The sequence below is a fragment of the Rossellomorea sp. NS-SX7 genome, from assembly GCF_052828565.1.
In genome coordinates, this window is the sequence record NZ_CM128249.1 from 1740502 (window position 1) to 1757315 (window position 16814).

Consider the following 16814-nt stretch of genomic DNA (forward strand, 5'->3'; position numbering starts at 1 on the left):
AAAGGCTGTCGAGACTTACTCGACAGCCTGAAAGCGAAAATAATCCTCGCTCTTAACCTCTATTCTCTTTCTCGACTTATTCAATGCTTTTGCAAGAGTAGACGTGGTGGAGATGTTGTCAAATGCAATCCCTAATTGAACCGCTGTTTGTGCAATTTCGGGACGGATTCCGGAAAGGGTGCACTTCACACCGATCAAACCAAGACTGTCAATGATTTGGAAGAGCTGGTGGGCAACCATGGTGTCCACCATGATAACACCGGATAAATCGATGAATAAATGTTCGACGTTCTTTTCCGCACACTCAGCCAACGTATTTTCAAGAATATATTTTGCTCTTCCCGTATCAATATCCCCAATCAGGGGCAGGACGCCTGTTTTTTCATCTATAAGTATGATAGGAGAACTCAGTTCCTTGATCATTTCCTGCTGAGCACCAAGACGCCTTTGTGAGTACTCATAATTTTCTTCAGCAAATTTAGAGATAACGAGACTGAACGTCTGAATGATCAACTCACTTAAAAACTCGATTTCCTCTGGAGAAAACCTATTTTGATGTTCACGGGTGAAATCTTTTACAATCTCCAAGTATTGATCCTGGGTTCTGAAAAATTCCCTCAGTATATAATGTATGGGGGTTTGTAAATGTTCTTCATCTTTGGCGATTTGCTCGATCCAATTTTCGAAGTTCAGAAGCGTATCCTGTCCCACATCCTTAAAAAGGACACAAAATTGTTCGTGGAATTCGTGGTTTTGTCGCTTTAAGGTTTGGATTACCTTTGGATCCTGAGAATTATACACCCCAGTTGGATCACTTTTGTCTAATGATTCATACCAGCTCTCCGTCAGCTGCCAAGTTCGTTCAGTCATATACTCATAAAAATCTTTCGATACCTGCATGATAAGCCTACTTTCTATTAAACAAGATAAGGTGAATATTCCCACTATTTTCACTGATATCATATCAGCCTGCAACCATATTCTTGATACAATTGCTAATATGATAAATGTACTATGACCTTGTAAAAAAGTAAAAGGAAAAGTTGAACAAAAGATGTACAAGGGAAATAGGATTTATTTACATCTAATGACTTAATCATTTCCCGCGTTAAGTTGTTACATTATGAGTAACAACTAAAGGGGGGGTTAAATGTTTCATACTAGTAAAGATAAGAATCATTACTACATATTCCATTATAGTGGGTGATAGCTGAAGATCAGTCGAGAGTAACGGCTATTACCTTCTTCAATAAAGGTTTGTCAAATATGAGAAACTTTGACTGAGTTCACCCTTACTCAAACCGTGCGAAAAAAGGCTTCATGTTTAATCGAAGCTTTTTTTGAACAGTTTTACAATGAGTGGTAATCGTGATCTACTTTGCAAATTCGAGTTATGTATGCCGAGTACCAATCCTTTTTTCCTTTTACTTGAGCCTTTTGGTGTGACAAATTATTCTTCCATTGTTTAATAGATTCTAGCGAATCCCAGTACGAAACAGTTATTCCAAATCCATCTTGATCTCTTGAGCTTTCCACTCCTAAGAATCCACTTTGTTTAGAAGCGAGCTCAACCATTAGATCAGCTGTACGGTTGTAACCTTTAGCATCTTTTTCAGTTCTTCGAGAAGTAAAAATAACAGCATAATAAGGTGGGGAAGGTGTCTGTGCAAAAGACATATGATAACCTCCAACTATTTGTATATTTAGAATTTTATCATAAAATATAAAACTACCAGTAAGGGGTGAACGGTTTAACTGACAGAGATCCATGTCCCACGGTGGCAAACGTTCTACACTTGCTACAGTTATAATAAAATCATATACCGCCTTTACCATGAAAAAGCAGGTAAGAACCGTCCCCGATTAACAAGAGCATTGCTCAAAATCAATAAATTTGGAATAATAATGATTAAAAAAGGAGGGCCTATGAATACATACTTCATCAAATTAACTGAACCTACACTACCACTTGTAGATGTGTTAAATCGGTGGGAGAACGACCCCGCTTTGATACCGATGACTCGCCCTAACCAAAACAAGTCAGAACTGGAACGCCAGAGCGCCATTACTCTTGATAGCTTAACAGAACGCTTGGAACATCTTCATATCTACCTGATTTATCTGGATGATCAGTTGATTGGGGAAATGAACTATATGGTCGATCCGAACCATCTATACAAGAAAGAGCAAGGAACAGCCTGGATTGGAATTACGATTGGGGAGCCCGAAGGCAGGGGGAAAGGAATTGGCTATACGGCAATCCAATATCTTGAGGAACAGATTAAGAAGCAGGGCCTTAAACGTATTGAACTGGGCGTGTTTGAATTTAACACACAGGCACAAAAGCTGTATCAGAAGCTAGGGTATAAGGAGATTGGCATGATAGAAGATTTCACCTTTTGGCAAGATAAAATGTGGTCTGATATCCGCATGGAGAAGTACATAGGAGACGACTAGATTAATAAGAAACATGCGTGATAGTAGAGTGGGGACGTTTCCTGCTCTACTTTTCTTTTAATCACGAGGAAATTAAATGTGTGTGATGTTTTATAAGGGACCGTCCCTCAGCAAGGAGAAATGCCCACAACACATCTTATTGCATGATGCAGCGTTTGTCAGGTTTTATAGAATGGCAGATAAATCGAAAATATGGCAGATAAAATGGGATAATGGCAGATAAACCTTGTACTTGGGCAGATATACATTCAAATGCAGCATATCAAGCTGGAATATGCAAAAAATTGTTACCGAATATGAAAATCTAGAGGTTAATGTACGCAAAGGGTACGTTTTGAGAGGAGTCATGAACATTAGCATCAAAAATCGCAGCCATATTCGCCTCTCAATATGGGAACCGTTTCATTAACGGCTGCGACTGCCTTCACGACACGGAACGTTTTTACATACCAGTGAAAAATACAACAAGCATAAATTCCTAAATCGCTTCCATTACCCAGCCGACGCACCCAGCTTTTGTGTATACACCATAAATCAACACTCAAATGTTTGTGGCTCGAGCACGTTGTTTCCCAGCCAGTATTCTCGATATAATTTTCTTAAGATTTACATTCTTCGTTTAATCACCCTAAACTTGAGGTAACAGTCACTATAAGGAGGTGTTGTAATCATGGAAGCAATCAGTAAGCGTTTCTTCTTGTTTCTTTCCCACAATAAGGCGTTGGATAAGATGGCGAAACGGTGGGGTTCAAGATTTGGGGCTAACAAGCTTGTGGGGGGAGAAACCTTTGCCCAAGCGATTCCATTGATTACGCAATTGAACGAGGAGGGATTCCAGGTAACAGTCGATCATCTTGGTGAGTTCGTCGATTCCACAGAGGTGGTGCGGGAGAATGTCCAACGATGTATCCAGAGTATTAGTGCAATTGCCTATCATGGGCTGGACACTGAAATCTCTGTCAAACTGACTTCCCTGGGATTGGATATCAGTCAAGATCTTGTCATAGAAAATATGGAGTTGATTCTGGTCAAGGCGAAAGAGAGCGGAATCACGGTCACTCTCGATATGGAGGATTCCTCGAGGTGCCATGCCATCCTTGACATTTACAAGAAGCTCCGTCAAAAGTACGAAAATGTGGGGACGGTGATCCAATCTTATCTCTATGTTTCAGAGGAGGATGTGGATGATCTCAATCAGTATTCCCCCTATTTGAGGCTCGTGAAGGGTGCATACAATGAATCGGGTAAAGTGGCGTTCCAGGAGAAGAAAAAAGTGGATGAGAATCTGAAACATCTCATCAAAAAGCAGCTCTTGAACGGCCATTATACAGCGGTCGCAAGCCATGACGAAGCGATCATCGATTATACCATCGGGTTAGTGAACGAACACAATATCCCGAATGACCGCTTTGAGTTTCAAATGCTATATGGCATGCGAAACCAAATGCAGTCCGATTTACTGAAAAAAGGATATACAGTCCGCATCTACCTGCCATATGGCGAGGACTGGTTCGGGTATTTCATGCGACGCCTGGCGGAACGGCCGGCAAACATCGCATTTGCATTAAAAGGAATCTTCAGCAAGTAACATCCAGACAGAACGAAATCAGAAAGGAATGTGATGAACATGAGTAACGGAATTTACAACATCCCAAAACCTACAAACGAGCCTGGTAATACATATGCCCCAGGTACGAAAGAAAGAGAAACGTTAAAAGCTGAATTAGAACGCCAAGCTGGTATCGAGGTTGAGATCCCGGTCATCATCAATGGCGAGAAGATCAAAACAGATACAGTGAAGCAAGTGGTGATGCCACATGATCACAAACATGTATTGGCTACCTATTCACAAGCTGGAGAAAAAGAACTGCGTGATGCAGTGGAATCGGCAATGGCTGCGAAGGAATCTTGGTCCAATATGCCATGGCAGCACAGAGCATCCATCTTCTTAAAAGCGGCTGACTTGATTTCTGGTCCATACCGTGACGTGATCAATGCGGCTACGATGTTAGGTCAATCCAAAACAGCCTACCAAACGGAAATCGATGCGGCACAAGAACTAGCTGATTTCTTACGCTTTGGCGTTGATTATGCGAACCAAATCTATCAAATGCAGCCTGACAGCATGAAAAACATTTGGAATCGCTTAGAGTATCGTGCATTAGATGGTTTCGTCTTAGCAATTTCTCCATTCAACTTCACAGCGATCGGTGGTAACCTGCCATCAGCTCCTGCGATTATGGGGAACGTGGTTGTGTGGAAACCGGCAACAACGGCTTTACTATCAAACTACTACTTCATGCGTATCCTGGAAGAGGCTGGACTGCCTAAAGGTGTTATCAACTTCGTGCCATCACGTGGTTCACAAGTGTCAGAGGTTGTCTTAACAGACCCACGCATGTCCGGATTCCACTTCACTGGATCAACAAGCGTGTTCCAGACGATCTGGAAAACAGTAGGGGAAAACATCACAAACTACAAATCATATCCTCGTCTAGTTGGGGAAACAGGCGGTAAAGACTTTGTCTTCGCTCACGAAACAGCACAAGCAGACAAAGTAGTCGCTGCACTTGTTCGCGGTGCATTCGAATACCAAGGTCAAAAATGTTCAGCAGCTTCACGTGCCTACATCCCTGCAAGCATGTGGGAAGAAGTGAAAAATGGCGTCGTGGAAGAAACAGCTAAACTTAAAGTTGGGGATGTCAGAGACTTCAGGAACTTCATGGGTGCGGTCATTGACCAAGCGGCGTTTGATTCGATTACAAGCTACATCGACTATGCGGCCGATTCTGAAGAAGCTGAAATCATTGCCGGCGGTACGTACGATGATTCTGTTGGATACTTCGTACAACCGACTGTCATCGTGACAACGAATCCAAACTTCAAAACGATGACCGAAGAAATTTTCGGACCTGTATTAACGATCTATGTATACGAAAACGATCAATTAGAAGAAACACTGACTTCAGTGGATACAGCTTCCATGTACGCATTAACGGGCGCAATCTTTGCTCAAGATCGTGAAGCGATCATGCACTTGGAACGCCGTCTATCCGGTGCAGCTGGTAACTTCTACATCAACGACAAGCCAACTGGTGCGGTCATCAACCAACAACCATTCGGTGGTTCCCGCGGATCAGGTACAAACGATAAAGCAGGTTCTATTTTCAACATGATTCGTTGGACCAGTCCACGTATCATCAAGGAAAACTTTGCTCCAACGACAGACATTACCTATCCGTTCATGGATGAGGAATAATAAATAAAGGGTGAATCTTCACCCTTTTTCACAAAAGCTCTCCCGATATGGGGGAGCTTTTCATTTTTTATTGGGGGATTTCACGCTATAATAGGAATCATACTCATTCGTGGAAAGGTAAGATTCGTATGGAAGCAATAGATGTCATCCTCCAAACAGAAGACATACATAAAGCAACGGAATTGATCAGCGCAAAATTAGGCAACCCCGTCATCATAGAAAATAAAAATTTTGAACTGATTTCATACAGTTCCTCTTCAAATAAATTCGACCAAACACAGCAAAAGACGATCCTCACAAAAAAGTGTCCGGTCTTCATCATCGATCGACTGAAAAAAGAGGGGATTGTCCATCAGCTCGAAAATCATGCTGACCCAATCCGGGTACAAGCGATGGAAGAGTTGGGATTCCACCAGCGTGTCGTCATCGCCGCAAAGTACCTGGGAAACACGATGGGATACATCTGGGTTCAGGAATCCAGCCGTCTCCTTGAAAATGAAGAGCTCTCGTTCCTTGAAGAAATCTCCCCTCATCTTGGAAACCTGATCAATGATCTATACGCAAAGGTCAATATCAAAAAGAATAGAAAAGAAGAAGTTTTGTGGCATCTTCTGCAGCACGAGTACGGAAGTGAAAGCCAGCTCCGTCATGATGCATCACTAGTGAAGCTGACCCTGCCGGAACGGTTCACGGTAGCGGTATTTTCGATTTCATCATCGGAGTATAAGTCCATGCTTGACCAACTTGAGCGGCTGGTCCAGAAATCCAGCTTCCACACAAACATTTACACACTACGAACGGAATACCAAGTGATCCTCGTTCTCTACGGAAAAGGAGACGCACCGGGTTCTTCGCTGGAATTAGCCAGAAATCTCGTCGAAAAGGTGAAAGAGCAAACAGGTGAGGATGATTTTTATCACTTCCTGATCGGGATCGGGAAAGAATACACGACGTTATATCAAGCGAGAAAGAGCTTCTTGGAAGCATCAGAGGTCATTGAAACGGCTAACTTCATCGGTCCTCGCCCTGAATCGATGCCGCGGGAATTTGCTCAATTAGGCATTTACCGGTACTTGCCGACCTTATATGAGAAAAACACTTCAAAGGATTATTACAGTGATGATCTGTTGATACTGATCAAGAATGATGTGAAGAAACAGACGGATTTGCTAAGGACACTTGAGGTGTACCTGGCGAATGACGGGAAGGGGAAACAGACCGCCAATGAACTGTTCATCCACCCGAACACCTTGAATTATCGAATCAAAAAGATACAGGAACTGACGACCATTGATTTCAATGACTTCAATATGAAGGTGTACTTGTATACTGAATTACTGTTGTTGAATAATGTTGAAGCATATTATCATCGGTATAAGGATGCATTGAAAGGTCTGTAGGGACTAAAAAGAGGTTTCGAGGGGGATTCTCCCTCAATAACCGTTTCTTCATGGATAAATACTCACCTTTTTTCTTAATCTTTTTGTTAAATGTGAGTAAAAGACTGGTGAATCTAATGTAGGCTAACGATTAAAGGGGTATTTTTGACTTTTTAAAAATTATATTATCAAAAAGCGCCAACTTATTATCAAAAATCAGGATATATTATCAAAATCCAGCTTTTATTATCAATAATAGAAATATATTATCAAAACCAATAATTTCAGCCTTAGAATACCTAACAGTGTATCGTTCAAATTTTGGGGACCGCCCCTCATTACGGTGACGCTTTAACGAGTGAGAGCCTACACCCGACAAACCAGGTGCAAAACCGCCAAACCTATCATTGCTCAAAAGAAAACATTCATGTAAAATAACAGGAATATACTAAAGTACGAAACTTAGTAAATAGAGTAGAAGAGATCCACCTATGAAGCGAGCGGTATGTTTTTTTCACCATAAGTGGAGAAATCAGAGATTCGTTTCGTGGTGAGATCTCTTTTTCGTTTAAGGAGGTTGGAGACATGTCACATTACATGAATGGAATAGTGGATTTTTTCTGGCAGCATGATATTTATTTCCGGATTGTGGTGAGCGCGGTATTAGGCTTTATCATCGGATGGGACCGTTCATCAAAGAATAAGCCAGCCGGTTTGAAAACATATACTTACGTGTCGGTGGCATGTACCTTGATCACGATCGTATCGATTGAAGGTGCCGAGATGCTCAGTCAGCCGGATAGTGGAAAGATGATGGATCCATTTCGTCTTGCTGCCCAGATTGTTTCAGGGCTCGGATTCTTAGGTGCGGGTGTGATTCTGAAAGATGGACTGCGGGTGAAAGGCCTCACTTCCGCAGCGATGATTTTCTATGTGGGTGGCATCGGAATTGGAATTGGGGCAGGTTTTTATTCCATCGTCATCTTCGCGACATTGGTGACATCCATCATGACGAAGATCGGGAACATCTTTGAAGAACGGGAAATCAAAGCTGTGCGTCTGCCGAGGGTTCGGAAAAAGAGAGATGAAGAAGATACCAGAAAATGAATGATGGGGTCAAATCCTGGTGGGTGAAATGTATCCCCGCGGGGACTTGACCCCTATTTAAATAAAAGTGCTGCGAGCGGTTATAACGTAAATCATCTCGGGACTTGTACCAACTAATGAACAAAGTAGAGTGGGGTGTGTTCCCACTCTACTTTTCTTTTTAAAAAGGCTCTCTTCGTAAAGTTAGTTGCTAATGAATTTGATGAGGCATCATATACTTGTTAGGGTGTTATATATACAAAGGTGATTTTTAAGTTAAGAAGTCGTTGGGCTAAAAGGCGCTTTTCTGAAATAAGGAAAGCGTCTTTCTTCATGAAAGGCTATTTAATAGAATAAGAGGATTGCTCAGAATCAAAATATTTGAAATAATTGGTATTATGATAGTTGAAGAAGAAATTTAAAAAATGGATGTGAATGAATTTATGAAGCGAGTAGATGTCACATATGTGCTGCTGTTTGATGAACCGGGCGAGAATGTATTGATGGTAAAAAATACGGGAAAAAACGGTTCATATTATACACTTCCCGGAGGTGCAGTGGAGCCTGGAGAAACGCTTGAAGAAGCTGCTATCAGAGAAGCAAAGGAAGAGACGGGTTTTGATGTTGAAATCAGTGATATCATTTCTGTAAGTGAGGCTTTCTTTGAGGATAGAGGCCACCACGCCGTTTTCTTTACGTTTAGAGGGAAGATAACCGGTGGAGAGATGACTATATCTATGCCTGAAGAAATAGAAGAGGTTACTTGGATGAATGTTGAAGATGCGGAAGACTATATTCATATAACAGGTGATACAAAAGGATTGATCAAGCGTAACGAGTCTGCGCCGTATTTACTTAGAAAAAGAAGTGAAAAGGATTAACACTATGACTATTAATAAAGATAGATATTTTTTAGAGTTGGCTCTGGAAGAAGCAGAAAAAGCATTGAATGAGAATACATATCCGGTCGGGGCTGTCATTGTGGATGAGAATCATACCATCATTGCAAAAGGGAGGAATAGAGTACACCCCCAACAAGATGCGACTGCTCACGCTGAAATTGACGCTATCCGAAATGCTGGAGAAGCAATATTTAAAGCTAAAATTAATCGTGAAAAGTTTACCATATACACGTCATTGGAACCTTGTCCTATGTGCACAGGTGGAATCCTTTTTGCCAATATTAAAAAAGTAGTCTGGGTACTAAATGACGACTTAGGTTTTGGCGGTTATAAAAAAATCGAAGATACAAGAATATTTGATAAGAAATTCAATGAAATTGAATTAATTGAAGAACCTTATGAAGACTTGAAACAGAAACAAATGGAGCTAATGAGTAAATGGTCAACAAATCCTAATCATGTTATTAACTTAAGAAAAGCTGTTATTCCAAAATAGGGCGCGATCATTTAATGTGGCTCCTTTTTGCAGGATAGTTAAAGAAAATAGTAAAAGTGAGGATTCTTATGAAGCAATTAACATTCCATGAGTTACAGAGCTACTTACAACTAAAATATAAAGAAGGACGCACTTCATCTGCTTTGTTTATGAAACTAGTAGAAGAAATTGGCGAGGTGGCAGAGGTACTAAACCAGTTAGAAGGCCGAAAAACAAATTCAGGACATCCTTCTTTGGAAAAAGAGCTAGTGGATGTTATACACTACGCAGTGGCCATTGCGAGCATTAATGATATTGATTTATCAAGGGCCATTATTGAAAAGGATAAACTGGCTGCAATAAAATATAAACAATCTCCAAATTTAGAAGAATTTTTAGTAGTGCAAAATAAAGACTAGGGGTTTCATGAATGAATAGATTCGATAAAACATATCCAACTATAAAAGATCTCATCTCACTACCAACCATATCAAGCCTCCACATAAGTGACGACGGCAAAAACACAGCCTTCGTCAAACATAAAGCCGACTGGAATGACAATACATACAAGGATCACATATGGATCTATGAAAAAGATAAGGAGATAGGTTACCCATTAATTGAGGGGACGTCCCCATTATGGTCTCCGGATTCTAGGAATCTTGCATACCTTGGAGGAAATCAAATTTTTGTTGAGTCATTGGATGGTGATGGCAGGGTTCAAATCACGGATGAGAAAGAAGGAGTAAGTAGTTTCAAATGGGATCCTGCCGGCAAGGGTTTTTATTATATTGCGCCGTCAAAAGAATCCGAGGAGATCAGGAAACGCAGGGAGATCTATGGTGATTTCCATCATGTCGGCAAGGAATATCGGAATCATTGTTTATATTACATTGATTTTAGTAAAAATAGCGTGGCGCATCCACTGACTGCCGGCAAGGAAATTCATATTCTTGAATTTGATATTTCAATGGACGGGAAAAAGGTTGTCCTGATCGTTGCACCGAACCCTGATATGGGAGATTTTTTTAATCGGGATCTATACATACTGGAATCCGGCGATCTGCAAAAGCTGAATATCGATAAGCTGCTGGGAGGAAGCGTGTGCTTTTCCCCCGACGGCAGCAAACTATGTTACTCAGCAAGCATAAGGGAGAAGGAGTACTATCAAACACAAATACAGGACAATACACTGGAGATAGTCGATCTTCATACTGGAGAGAAAACTCAGCCTCTGACGGATGTTGATAGTACGGTTGTTCCATTGCGTTGGACAGCACAAGGGATATTAATAAAATGGCAGGATAGAACGAATTATCGTATTGGGATGTTATCCGAGGATGGCACGGTGGAAATGGTCAGCAAAGATGGCTTTATACTGGAATCATCCATAACAGGGGATGGAAGCCATCTAACCTATACCAAGGCCAAAAGGAATGAAACTTTTGAAGTTTATTTGGACGATAAAAAGATAACGAATGAAAATAGTTTTTTCAAATACAAGCTTAAAAGTAACAGGGAAATCATCTCATGGCAAAGTCATGATGGGCTAGAAATAGAAGGAGTTTTATCAACCCCGGCAGATTTTGAGGAGAATAAAACATATCCCTTATTGGTGATAATCCATGGAGGTCCGGCTTGGGCGTCTTTCCCTATCCATTCAGGCTGTTTCAATGATAAATATCCGATTGAACCGTTCATTGAAAAAGGATTTATCGTGTTAGAACCAAACTACAGGGGCAGCTCCGGTTACGGCAATGAATTTTTAAAATCGAACTATCGAAACATGGGAATCGGTGATTACCAGGATGTGATATCCGGGGTGGATGCACTCGTTGACAAGGGGGTTGCAGATAAGGACCGGGTAGGGGTCATGGGATGGAGCCAAGGGGGATTTATCTCAGCCTTCTGTTCTACCTATAGTGATCGGTTCAAAGCTGCTTCAGTCGGCGGCGCAATCACGTATTGGCGTCACCATTATGTTAATACTGATATCCCTTGGTTTATTAGGATGCATCTAGGAAATGATCCATGGAATGATGGGGAGATCTACAGTAAAACTTCACCGATGACCTATATCAAATCAGCATGTACGCCCACTTTAATCCAGCATGGCCAAGAGGATGCAAGGGTTCCGATTTCAAATGCATATGAGCTGTATCAGGGATTAAGGGATATGGGAGTGGAGACGGAATTAATCGTATTTAAAGGCATGGCCTATAGTTCTGACCAGCCAGGAATGAATGTGGCTGTTATGAAGCAGAATTTGATGTGGTTTTCGCATTACGTTCTTGATGAGAGTATGGAGGGTTTCAGGGATTTGTGATTGAGAAGTAGAGTGGGGATGGTGATTCCCGCTCTTTTTTTATAAAAAAATGTACCAGATCATCAAAAAACTTCATTTTACCCGAGAAAAGTAGAGAAAGGACTGTCCGCTGTTAACCCAATTCCCCCACAATTAAAAATACGATCCACTTTTCACATTTACGTTCCACTTTTGAAAAATACGATTCATTTTCCTCATTTACGTGCAACAGTTCAAAAATACATTCCACTTTTTCCGTTTATCAACCAACTTGTCGAAAAATCTTCGAATCATTATCGTTGAGACCAGTCCCCACTCTACTTTCTCTTTTAAAAGCAATCATCTTCCTTTTTTAATTATCCAGCTCTATAAAATAAATCTACCCCTACATTCTAACCTTTTGTTAACTAATCTAAAATTTAGGTTAACAATTTTACTGATCCATTGTAAACTAATAATTGTATCTAGTTAACAATTAATCAACCAGACTCACTTTATGAATGCACCAGTTATAACGAAGTTTAGGGGAGAGATGTATGGATCAGAGTAAAATATATAGTGTAAGGATGCGGGCTTCGGAAAAGGAATCACATGAAAATGGAGGGAAGCATATTTCTGGTGGTGAACTACTCTCTTCCTATAATGATTTACCAATGTCAGTGAATACATTACTGGAAAAAGCCCTAAATCACTCAAGAGGAAAACCGGATTTTTTTCAAATTCAATGTGAAATTGTCAATCAACCTATTAAACGCGTGAATCCTTTGACAGTCCAAACAAATGAAGTAACGACAGTGAAAGAAGGACAGGAGCTGGCGAGAACTCTTCTTAAGAAAACGGGTGTTTCTGAAGACATTATCGAAAAAGCCTATAAGCAAATCCCTGAATATGCAGTTAGAGGAGCGATCATCATTGATATTCACACGGGGGAGCGGATAGATGGTCGATCAGATAAAGGTGTTCGTGTCTCTAGAATGGATTGGCAGACGGAAAACTTTGAAAAGTGGGCTGAATCAAAAACAGTTCCGGCTAATCCGAGGTTAAAGGAAGCGCTGGCGCTTGCTACGAAAGTGTGTCATCACGAATCAACCATTGCAGAATTATGCTGGTCAGATGACCCTGAATACATTACAGGATATGTCGCTGGTAAACACATAGGTTATCAACGGATAACGCAGCTTAAACACTATGGTGACGAGAGGGGATGCCGTATCTTTTTTGTTGATGCGCTATCTACTATCGATACAAATATAACTTATTTAGAAGAGCAGCCAATCATGGTTCAATGGGAGGAAGATCATGACGGAAGATAGCAAAAAATATGTATGGTTACCCTTTACGCGAATGAAGGATGATGATGAAAATCCTATCATCCTTGAAAGTAGTGAAGGAATAAACGTGAAGGACATGAATGGCAATGAGCATTGATGAATGGTTAAGCCAAAGGATCGAAAAGACCAAACAGGCTGGCTTATATCGAGAATTACGGACAATGAGCACGGCACCCCAGCCAAACATGATAGTGAATGGTACACAACAGATTGTTTTTTCATCAAATAATTATTTAGGCTTAGCGAATGATCCAATGCTGATTGAAAAGGCATTAAACACATTAAAGGAATTTGGAATCGGAAGCAGCGGGTCCAGGTTAACCACTGGAAATACGGAATGGCATGAAAAGCTGGAGCAAAGGCTTGCCCGTTTTAAAGGGATGGAGGCTGCCCTTTTATTCTCAAGCGGGTATTTAGCCAACGTTGGTGTTCTTTCATCCTTGCCGGAAAGAGGGGATGTGTTGTTAAGCGACCAGCTTAATCATGCAAGTATCATCGATGGCTGCCGGCTTTCAAAAGCTGAAACTGTCATTTACAAGCATTCGGACATGAGTAATCTAGAGGAAAAATTAAATGAAACACAATCATATACTCGTAGATTTATTGTCACAGATGGTGTTTTTAGTATGGACGGAACGATTGCTCCATTAGATGAAATAATGAAACTATCTAAACGATATGATGCGTATGTCATTGTAGATGATGCACATGCTACAGGTGTTTTAGGAGAAGGCGGAAGAGGAACAAGTGATCGTTTCGGAGTTTCTCCAGACGTAGTCATTGGAACGTTAAGTAAAGCAGTAGGAGTTGAAGGAGGTTTTGTAACGGGGTCTAGAATTTTGATTGATTTCTTGATTAATCATAGTAGAACGTTTATTTTTCAAACTTCTCTCCCTCCGGTAAGTTGTGCTGCAGCCTATGTCGCATTGGATATCGTCGAGAATGGCCAGGAATTAAGGGAACGATTACATAGACAGATAAAATTAATAAAAAGCTCACTGGAAGCAATGGGGTTCACCGTATATGGACAGGATACACCTATCATCCCTGTGATCATTGGTGACGCAGCAAAGTCGGTTCGATTTTCAAAAAGGCTCCAGGATTATGGGATCTATGCCCCTGCGATTCGCCCTCCAACGGTTCCTGAAGGAGAAAGCCGTATCCGACTAACGGTTACTGCGGTTCATAATGATTCACAAATTGAGGATTTGCTTACATCATTTAAAGAGATTGGTAGAGAGTTGAAGATTATTTAAGGGTTGAGGTTAATCGTGTTGAAGAAATGAAATCAGAATCTAGGTGCAGGAAAATGACAGATGCGGAAAAGCGCATCTGTTTTTAACCTTTTAACAGTTTAGGAGGCAGAACATGATCAATCAAAGTAAGGATCGATTTACATATAAAATAACAAAAAACCCGTATTCTTTTTATGAGGAAATTCGTTCCATTCATCCGGTGTATAAAGGGAGTTTTTTAAAATATCCTGGATGGTACGTAACGGGATATCAAGAAGCATCAACCATCCTTAAAGATAACCGCTTTCAAACTCGTATTCCACTACCCGAGACAACGAAAAAATATGAAGCCATAAAACATATTCAAAGCCAAATGATGCTTTTTAAAAATCCACCTGATCATGGAAGATTACGTAAGCTTGTCAGTCATCAATTTACTCCTGCCAGAATTGAAAAGTGTCATCCGTTTATAGAAAAAATAGCAAAGGATTTATGGAATACCCTAAAGGATAAGAAGAAAATAGATGTGGTTTCCGATTTTGCATTTTCTTTTGCCAGTCTTGTGATTGCAAAAATAATAGGGATACCAGATGAAGATAAACATATGTTTCGTAAATGGGCATTGAATTTGATTCAATCAATCGACTTTACACGTTCAAGACGATCCATTGTTGAAGGAAACCATACAACATTGGAGATGCTGTCATTTTTTAAAGATCTGATTGAAAAAAGGAGGGAATCTCCTCAGGATGATCTAATCAGCGATTTATTGCACCAAGGAAAAGATAGGAAACTAACGGAAGAAGAACTTTTAGCAACTTCTGTGTTACTAGTGATTGCTGGACATGAAACAACCGTCAATTTAATCAGTAATTCACTCTATTGTTTATTAAAAAAACCAAAAGAATACCATAAGTTGATTGAAAATCCTTCTCTTATTGAATTGGCAATAGAAGAATGCTTACGATATGAAAGCCCTACTCAAATGGTGGCCAGGATCGCATCAGAAGATGTTGAACTTAACGACGTTCAGATTAGAAAAGGTGATCATGTGTACGTCCTTATCGGAGGAGCTAATCGAGATTCTAAACAATTCTCAAACGCGGATGTCTTTGATATTACAAGAAATCCAAACCCTCACCTTGCATTTGGGTCAGGTATTCATTTCTGTTTAGGTTCTGCTTTAGCGAGGGTGGAAGCTCAAATTGCGATAAAGACGATTTTACAATACGAAGGGAATATCCATCTGGAAACTGAAGAGGTCGAATGGAGAGAACTCGTTGGGTTTAGAGCTATGAAGGAAATGCACGTGCATCTTAAGTAGAGTGGGGACGGTGCCCTCTCTTTTTTTACAAAAAATGAACCAGATCACCAAAAAACTTCACTGGACGGCTGGGTTACCCGTGAAAAGTAGAGAAAGGACTGTTTACGGTTAACCCAATTCCCCCACTATTAAAAATACATTCCACTTTGGAAAAATACGATCCACTTTCCGCATTTACGTTCCACTTTTGAAAAATACGATCCATTTTCCACATTTACGTGCAACATTTTAAAAATACATACCACTTTTTCATTTTATCAACCAACTTGTCGAAAAATCTTCGAAACAGAATTGAGTGGGCCAGGTACTCGGGGTTCATCGTAAGGAAGCGCGGGAACGGTTCTGCTGCTTCTTCCCAATTAAAAGGAAGCATGTGAACCGTCCCCTAGCTTCCATAAAGCTGTGTGTGACTATTTCCATCCTGCTTTTTTCTTTTTCAGAAAATATTATTTATAAACTGAAAAGTAGATGAATAACCGTCCGGAGATAACACACCCCCTGTAAAATAGGCTTTTGCATCAGTAACAATACCCAATAAAATGACATAAGTTGTTTGGGAGTGTTTACATTATTGTGATTGAACCTATTACAGGGATTTTTTTGAGTTGTTCCTTAGATGACTGCCATTGGGTAATTTATTTGGGAGGTAATGTAGAAGATGAATAATTTTCACCATGAGCTTCAAAGTCTGAATATTGGTGATTTCCAGGCAACACAGCCTGTTTCCTGGGATCAACAAATGTATGATCCAAATGACGAACGGATTTTCTTCGGAGGCTGTTTTGGATTTGGATTCGCATGTTTCTTTAGTTGTTTTGGCTGCGGTGGATGCTTCCGATGCGGAGGCTGCGGCGGATGTGGTCGTTGTGGCGGATGTGGCAGATGCGGAGGCTGCGGAAGATGCGGCCGCTGCGGGCGTTAATCTGCTTTTAGAATATCGTTTTAAAAAGGCCCCCTGTATGAGTCTGTACAGGGGTCTTAATTTATACATAAGGGACAAATTGACATTCATACGATGATAATGACGGTCAACAACCAATTTGATAGTAGCGGGGGGAAGG

At 40.6% G+C, this 16814-nt stretch carries 16 protein-coding genes; 14 read left to right on the plus strand and 2 right to left on the minus strand.

Features of this window, described 5'->3' with window-relative positions; all coding sequences use genetic code 11:
• Window positions 1–15: 15 nt before the first annotated feature.
• The gene (locus ACUXV2_RS08520) at window positions 16–900 is read right to left on the minus strand and encodes an STAS domain-containing protein (RefSeq protein WP_446246580.1); all 885 of its coding nucleotides are present in this window, start codon (window positions 898–900) and stop codon (window positions 16–18) included.
• 450 nt (window positions 901–1350) lie between these two features.
• A complete protein-coding gene (locus tag ACUXV2_RS08525) occupies window positions 1351–1677 on the minus strand; it encodes an antibiotic biosynthesis monooxygenase family protein (protein WP_446246581.1) in 327 nt (108 codons plus the stop codon).
• Window positions 1678–1926: 249 nt separating this feature from the next.
• On the opposite strand from ACUXV2_RS08525, the gene ACUXV2_RS08530 reads away from it, so the two are divergent.
• The 14 genes from ACUXV2_RS08530 (at window position 1927) to ACUXV2_RS08595 (ending at window position 16675) form a co-directional block, all read left to right on the plus strand.
• Complete coding sequence (locus ACUXV2_RS08530; RefSeq protein ID WP_446246582.1) at window positions 1927–2457, plus strand: GNAT family N-acetyltransferase; 531 nt, start codon at window positions 1927–1929, stop codon at window positions 2455–2457.
• Between the two features lie 670 nt (window positions 2458–3127).
• Complete coding sequence (locus tag ACUXV2_RS08535; protein WP_446246583.1) at window positions 3128–4045, plus strand: proline dehydrogenase family protein; 918 nt, start codon at window positions 3128–3130, stop codon at window positions 4043–4045.
• 39 nt (window positions 4046–4084) lie between these two features.
• On the plus strand, window positions 4085–5716 hold the full coding sequence (gene pruA / locus ACUXV2_RS08540) for an L-glutamate gamma-semialdehyde dehydrogenase (RefSeq protein ID WP_446246584.1): 1632 nt from the start codon (window positions 4085–4087) through the stop codon (window positions 5714–5716).
• Window positions 5717–5844: 128 nt separating this feature from the next.
• Complete coding sequence (locus ACUXV2_RS08545) at window positions 5845–7116, plus strand: PucR family transcriptional regulator (RefSeq protein ID WP_446246585.1); 1272 nt, start codon at window positions 5845–5847, stop codon at window positions 7114–7116.
• Window positions 7117–7680: 564 nt separating this feature from the next.
• Window positions 7681–8202 carry an MgtC/SapB family protein gene (locus tag ACUXV2_RS08550; protein WP_446246586.1) on the plus strand — a complete coding sequence of 174 codons (522 nt, stop codon included), beginning with the start codon at window positions 7681–7683 and terminating at the stop codon, window positions 8200–8202.
• A gap of 422 nt (window positions 8203–8624) precedes the next feature.
• Window positions 8625–9062 (plus strand): NUDIX hydrolase, encoded by a 438-nt coding sequence (locus ACUXV2_RS08555; protein WP_446246587.1) that lies wholly within the window; start codon window positions 8625–8627, stop codon window positions 9060–9062.
• A 4-nt stretch (window positions 9063–9066) separates the two neighbouring features.
• Complete coding sequence (locus ACUXV2_RS08560; RefSeq protein ID WP_446246588.1) at window positions 9067–9579, plus strand: nucleoside deaminase; 513 nt, start codon at window positions 9067–9069, stop codon at window positions 9577–9579.
• Between the two features lie 68 nt (window positions 9580–9647).
• Window positions 9648–9977, plus strand: coding sequence for a MazG nucleotide pyrophosphohydrolase domain-containing protein (locus ACUXV2_RS08565; protein ID WP_446246589.1), 330 nt, complete (start codon window positions 9648–9650; stop codon window positions 9975–9977).
• Window positions 9978–9988: 11 nt separating this feature from the next.
• Entirely contained in the window at window positions 9989–11884 is a 1896-nt protein-coding gene (locus ACUXV2_RS08570; protein ID WP_446246590.1) for a S9 family peptidase, read from the plus strand.
• Between the two features lie 515 nt (window positions 11885–12399).
• On the plus strand, window positions 12400–13176 hold the full coding sequence (gene bioW / locus ACUXV2_RS08575; protein WP_446246591.1) for a 6-carboxyhexanoate--CoA ligase: 777 nt from the start codon (window positions 12400–12402) through the stop codon (window positions 13174–13176).
• Window positions 13163–13291 (plus strand): hypothetical protein, encoded by a 129-nt coding sequence (locus ACUXV2_RS08580; protein ID WP_446246592.1) that lies wholly within the window; start codon window positions 13163–13165, stop codon window positions 13289–13291. Before bioW ends, ACUXV2_RS08580 begins: the two co-directional genes overlap by 14 nt.
• A complete protein-coding gene (gene bioF / locus ACUXV2_RS08585; protein ID WP_446247028.1) occupies window positions 13281–14450 on the plus strand; it encodes an 8-amino-7-oxononanoate synthase in 1170 nt (389 codons plus the stop codon). Before ACUXV2_RS08580 ends, bioF begins: the two co-directional genes overlap by 11 nt.
• Before the next feature lie 112 nt (window positions 14451–14562).
• Window positions 14563–15753 carry a cytochrome P450 gene (locus ACUXV2_RS08590; RefSeq protein ID WP_446246593.1) on the plus strand — a complete coding sequence of 397 codons (1191 nt, stop codon included), beginning with the start codon at window positions 14563–14565 and terminating at the stop codon, window positions 15751–15753.
• Between the two features lie 658 nt (window positions 15754–16411).
• Window positions 16412–16675, plus strand: a complete 264-nt coding sequence (locus ACUXV2_RS08595) for a heterocycloanthracin/sonorensin family bacteriocin (protein ID WP_446246594.1) — start codon at window positions 16412–16414, stop codon at window positions 16673–16675.
• The last annotated feature ends 139 nt before the right edge of the window (window positions 16676–16814 follow it).

Bases quoted from the DNA above. Each gene is read 5' to 3' on its own strand.
- ACUXV2_RS08520 (WP_446246580.1), bottom strand. From the start codon at position 900: ATGCAGGTATCGAAAGATTTTTATGAGTATATGACTGAACGAACTTGG.
- ACUXV2_RS08525 (WP_446246581.1), bottom strand. From the start codon at position 1,677: ATGTCTTTTGCACAGACACCTTCCCCACCTTATTATGCTGTTATTTTT.
- ACUXV2_RS08530 (WP_446246582.1), top strand. From the start codon at position 1,927: ATGAATACATACTTCATCAAATTAACTGAACCTACACTACCACTTGTA.
- ACUXV2_RS08535 (WP_446246583.1), top strand. From the start codon at position 3,128: ATGGAAGCAATCAGTAAGCGTTTCTTCTTGTTTCTTTCCCACAATAAG.
- pruA (WP_446246584.1), top strand. From the start codon at position 4,085: ATGAGTAACGGAATTTACAACATCCCAAAACCTACAAACGAGCCTGGT.
- ACUXV2_RS08545 (WP_446246585.1), top strand. From the start codon at position 5,845: ATGGAAGCAATAGATGTCATCCTCCAAACAGAAGACATACATAAAGCA.
- ACUXV2_RS08550 (WP_446246586.1), top strand. From the start codon at position 7,681: ATGTCACATTACATGAATGGAATAGTGGATTTTTTCTGGCAGCATGAT.
- ACUXV2_RS08555 (WP_446246587.1), top strand. From the start codon at position 8,625: ATGAAGCGAGTAGATGTCACATATGTGCTGCTGTTTGATGAACCGGGC.
- ACUXV2_RS08560 (WP_446246588.1), top strand. From the start codon at position 9,067: ATGACTATTAATAAAGATAGATATTTTTTAGAGTTGGCTCTGGAAGAA.
- ACUXV2_RS08565 (WP_446246589.1), top strand. From the start codon at position 9,648: ATGAAGCAATTAACATTCCATGAGTTACAGAGCTACTTACAACTAAAA.
- ACUXV2_RS08570 (WP_446246590.1), top strand. From the start codon at position 9,989: ATGAATAGATTCGATAAAACATATCCAACTATAAAAGATCTCATCTCA.
- bioW (WP_446246591.1), top strand. From the start codon at position 12,400: ATGGATCAGAGTAAAATATATAGTGTAAGGATGCGGGCTTCGGAAAAG.
- ACUXV2_RS08580 (WP_446246592.1), top strand. From the start codon at position 13,163: ATGACGGAAGATAGCAAAAAATATGTATGGTTACCCTTTACGCGAATG.
- bioF (WP_446247028.1), top strand. From the start codon at position 13,281: ATGAGCATTGATGAATGGTTAAGCCAAAGGATCGAAAAGACCAAACAG.
- ACUXV2_RS08590 (WP_446246593.1), top strand. From the start codon at position 14,563: ATGATCAATCAAAGTAAGGATCGATTTACATATAAAATAACAAAAAAC.
- ACUXV2_RS08595 (WP_446246594.1), top strand. From the start codon at position 16,412: ATGAATAATTTTCACCATGAGCTTCAAAGTCTGAATATTGGTGATTTC.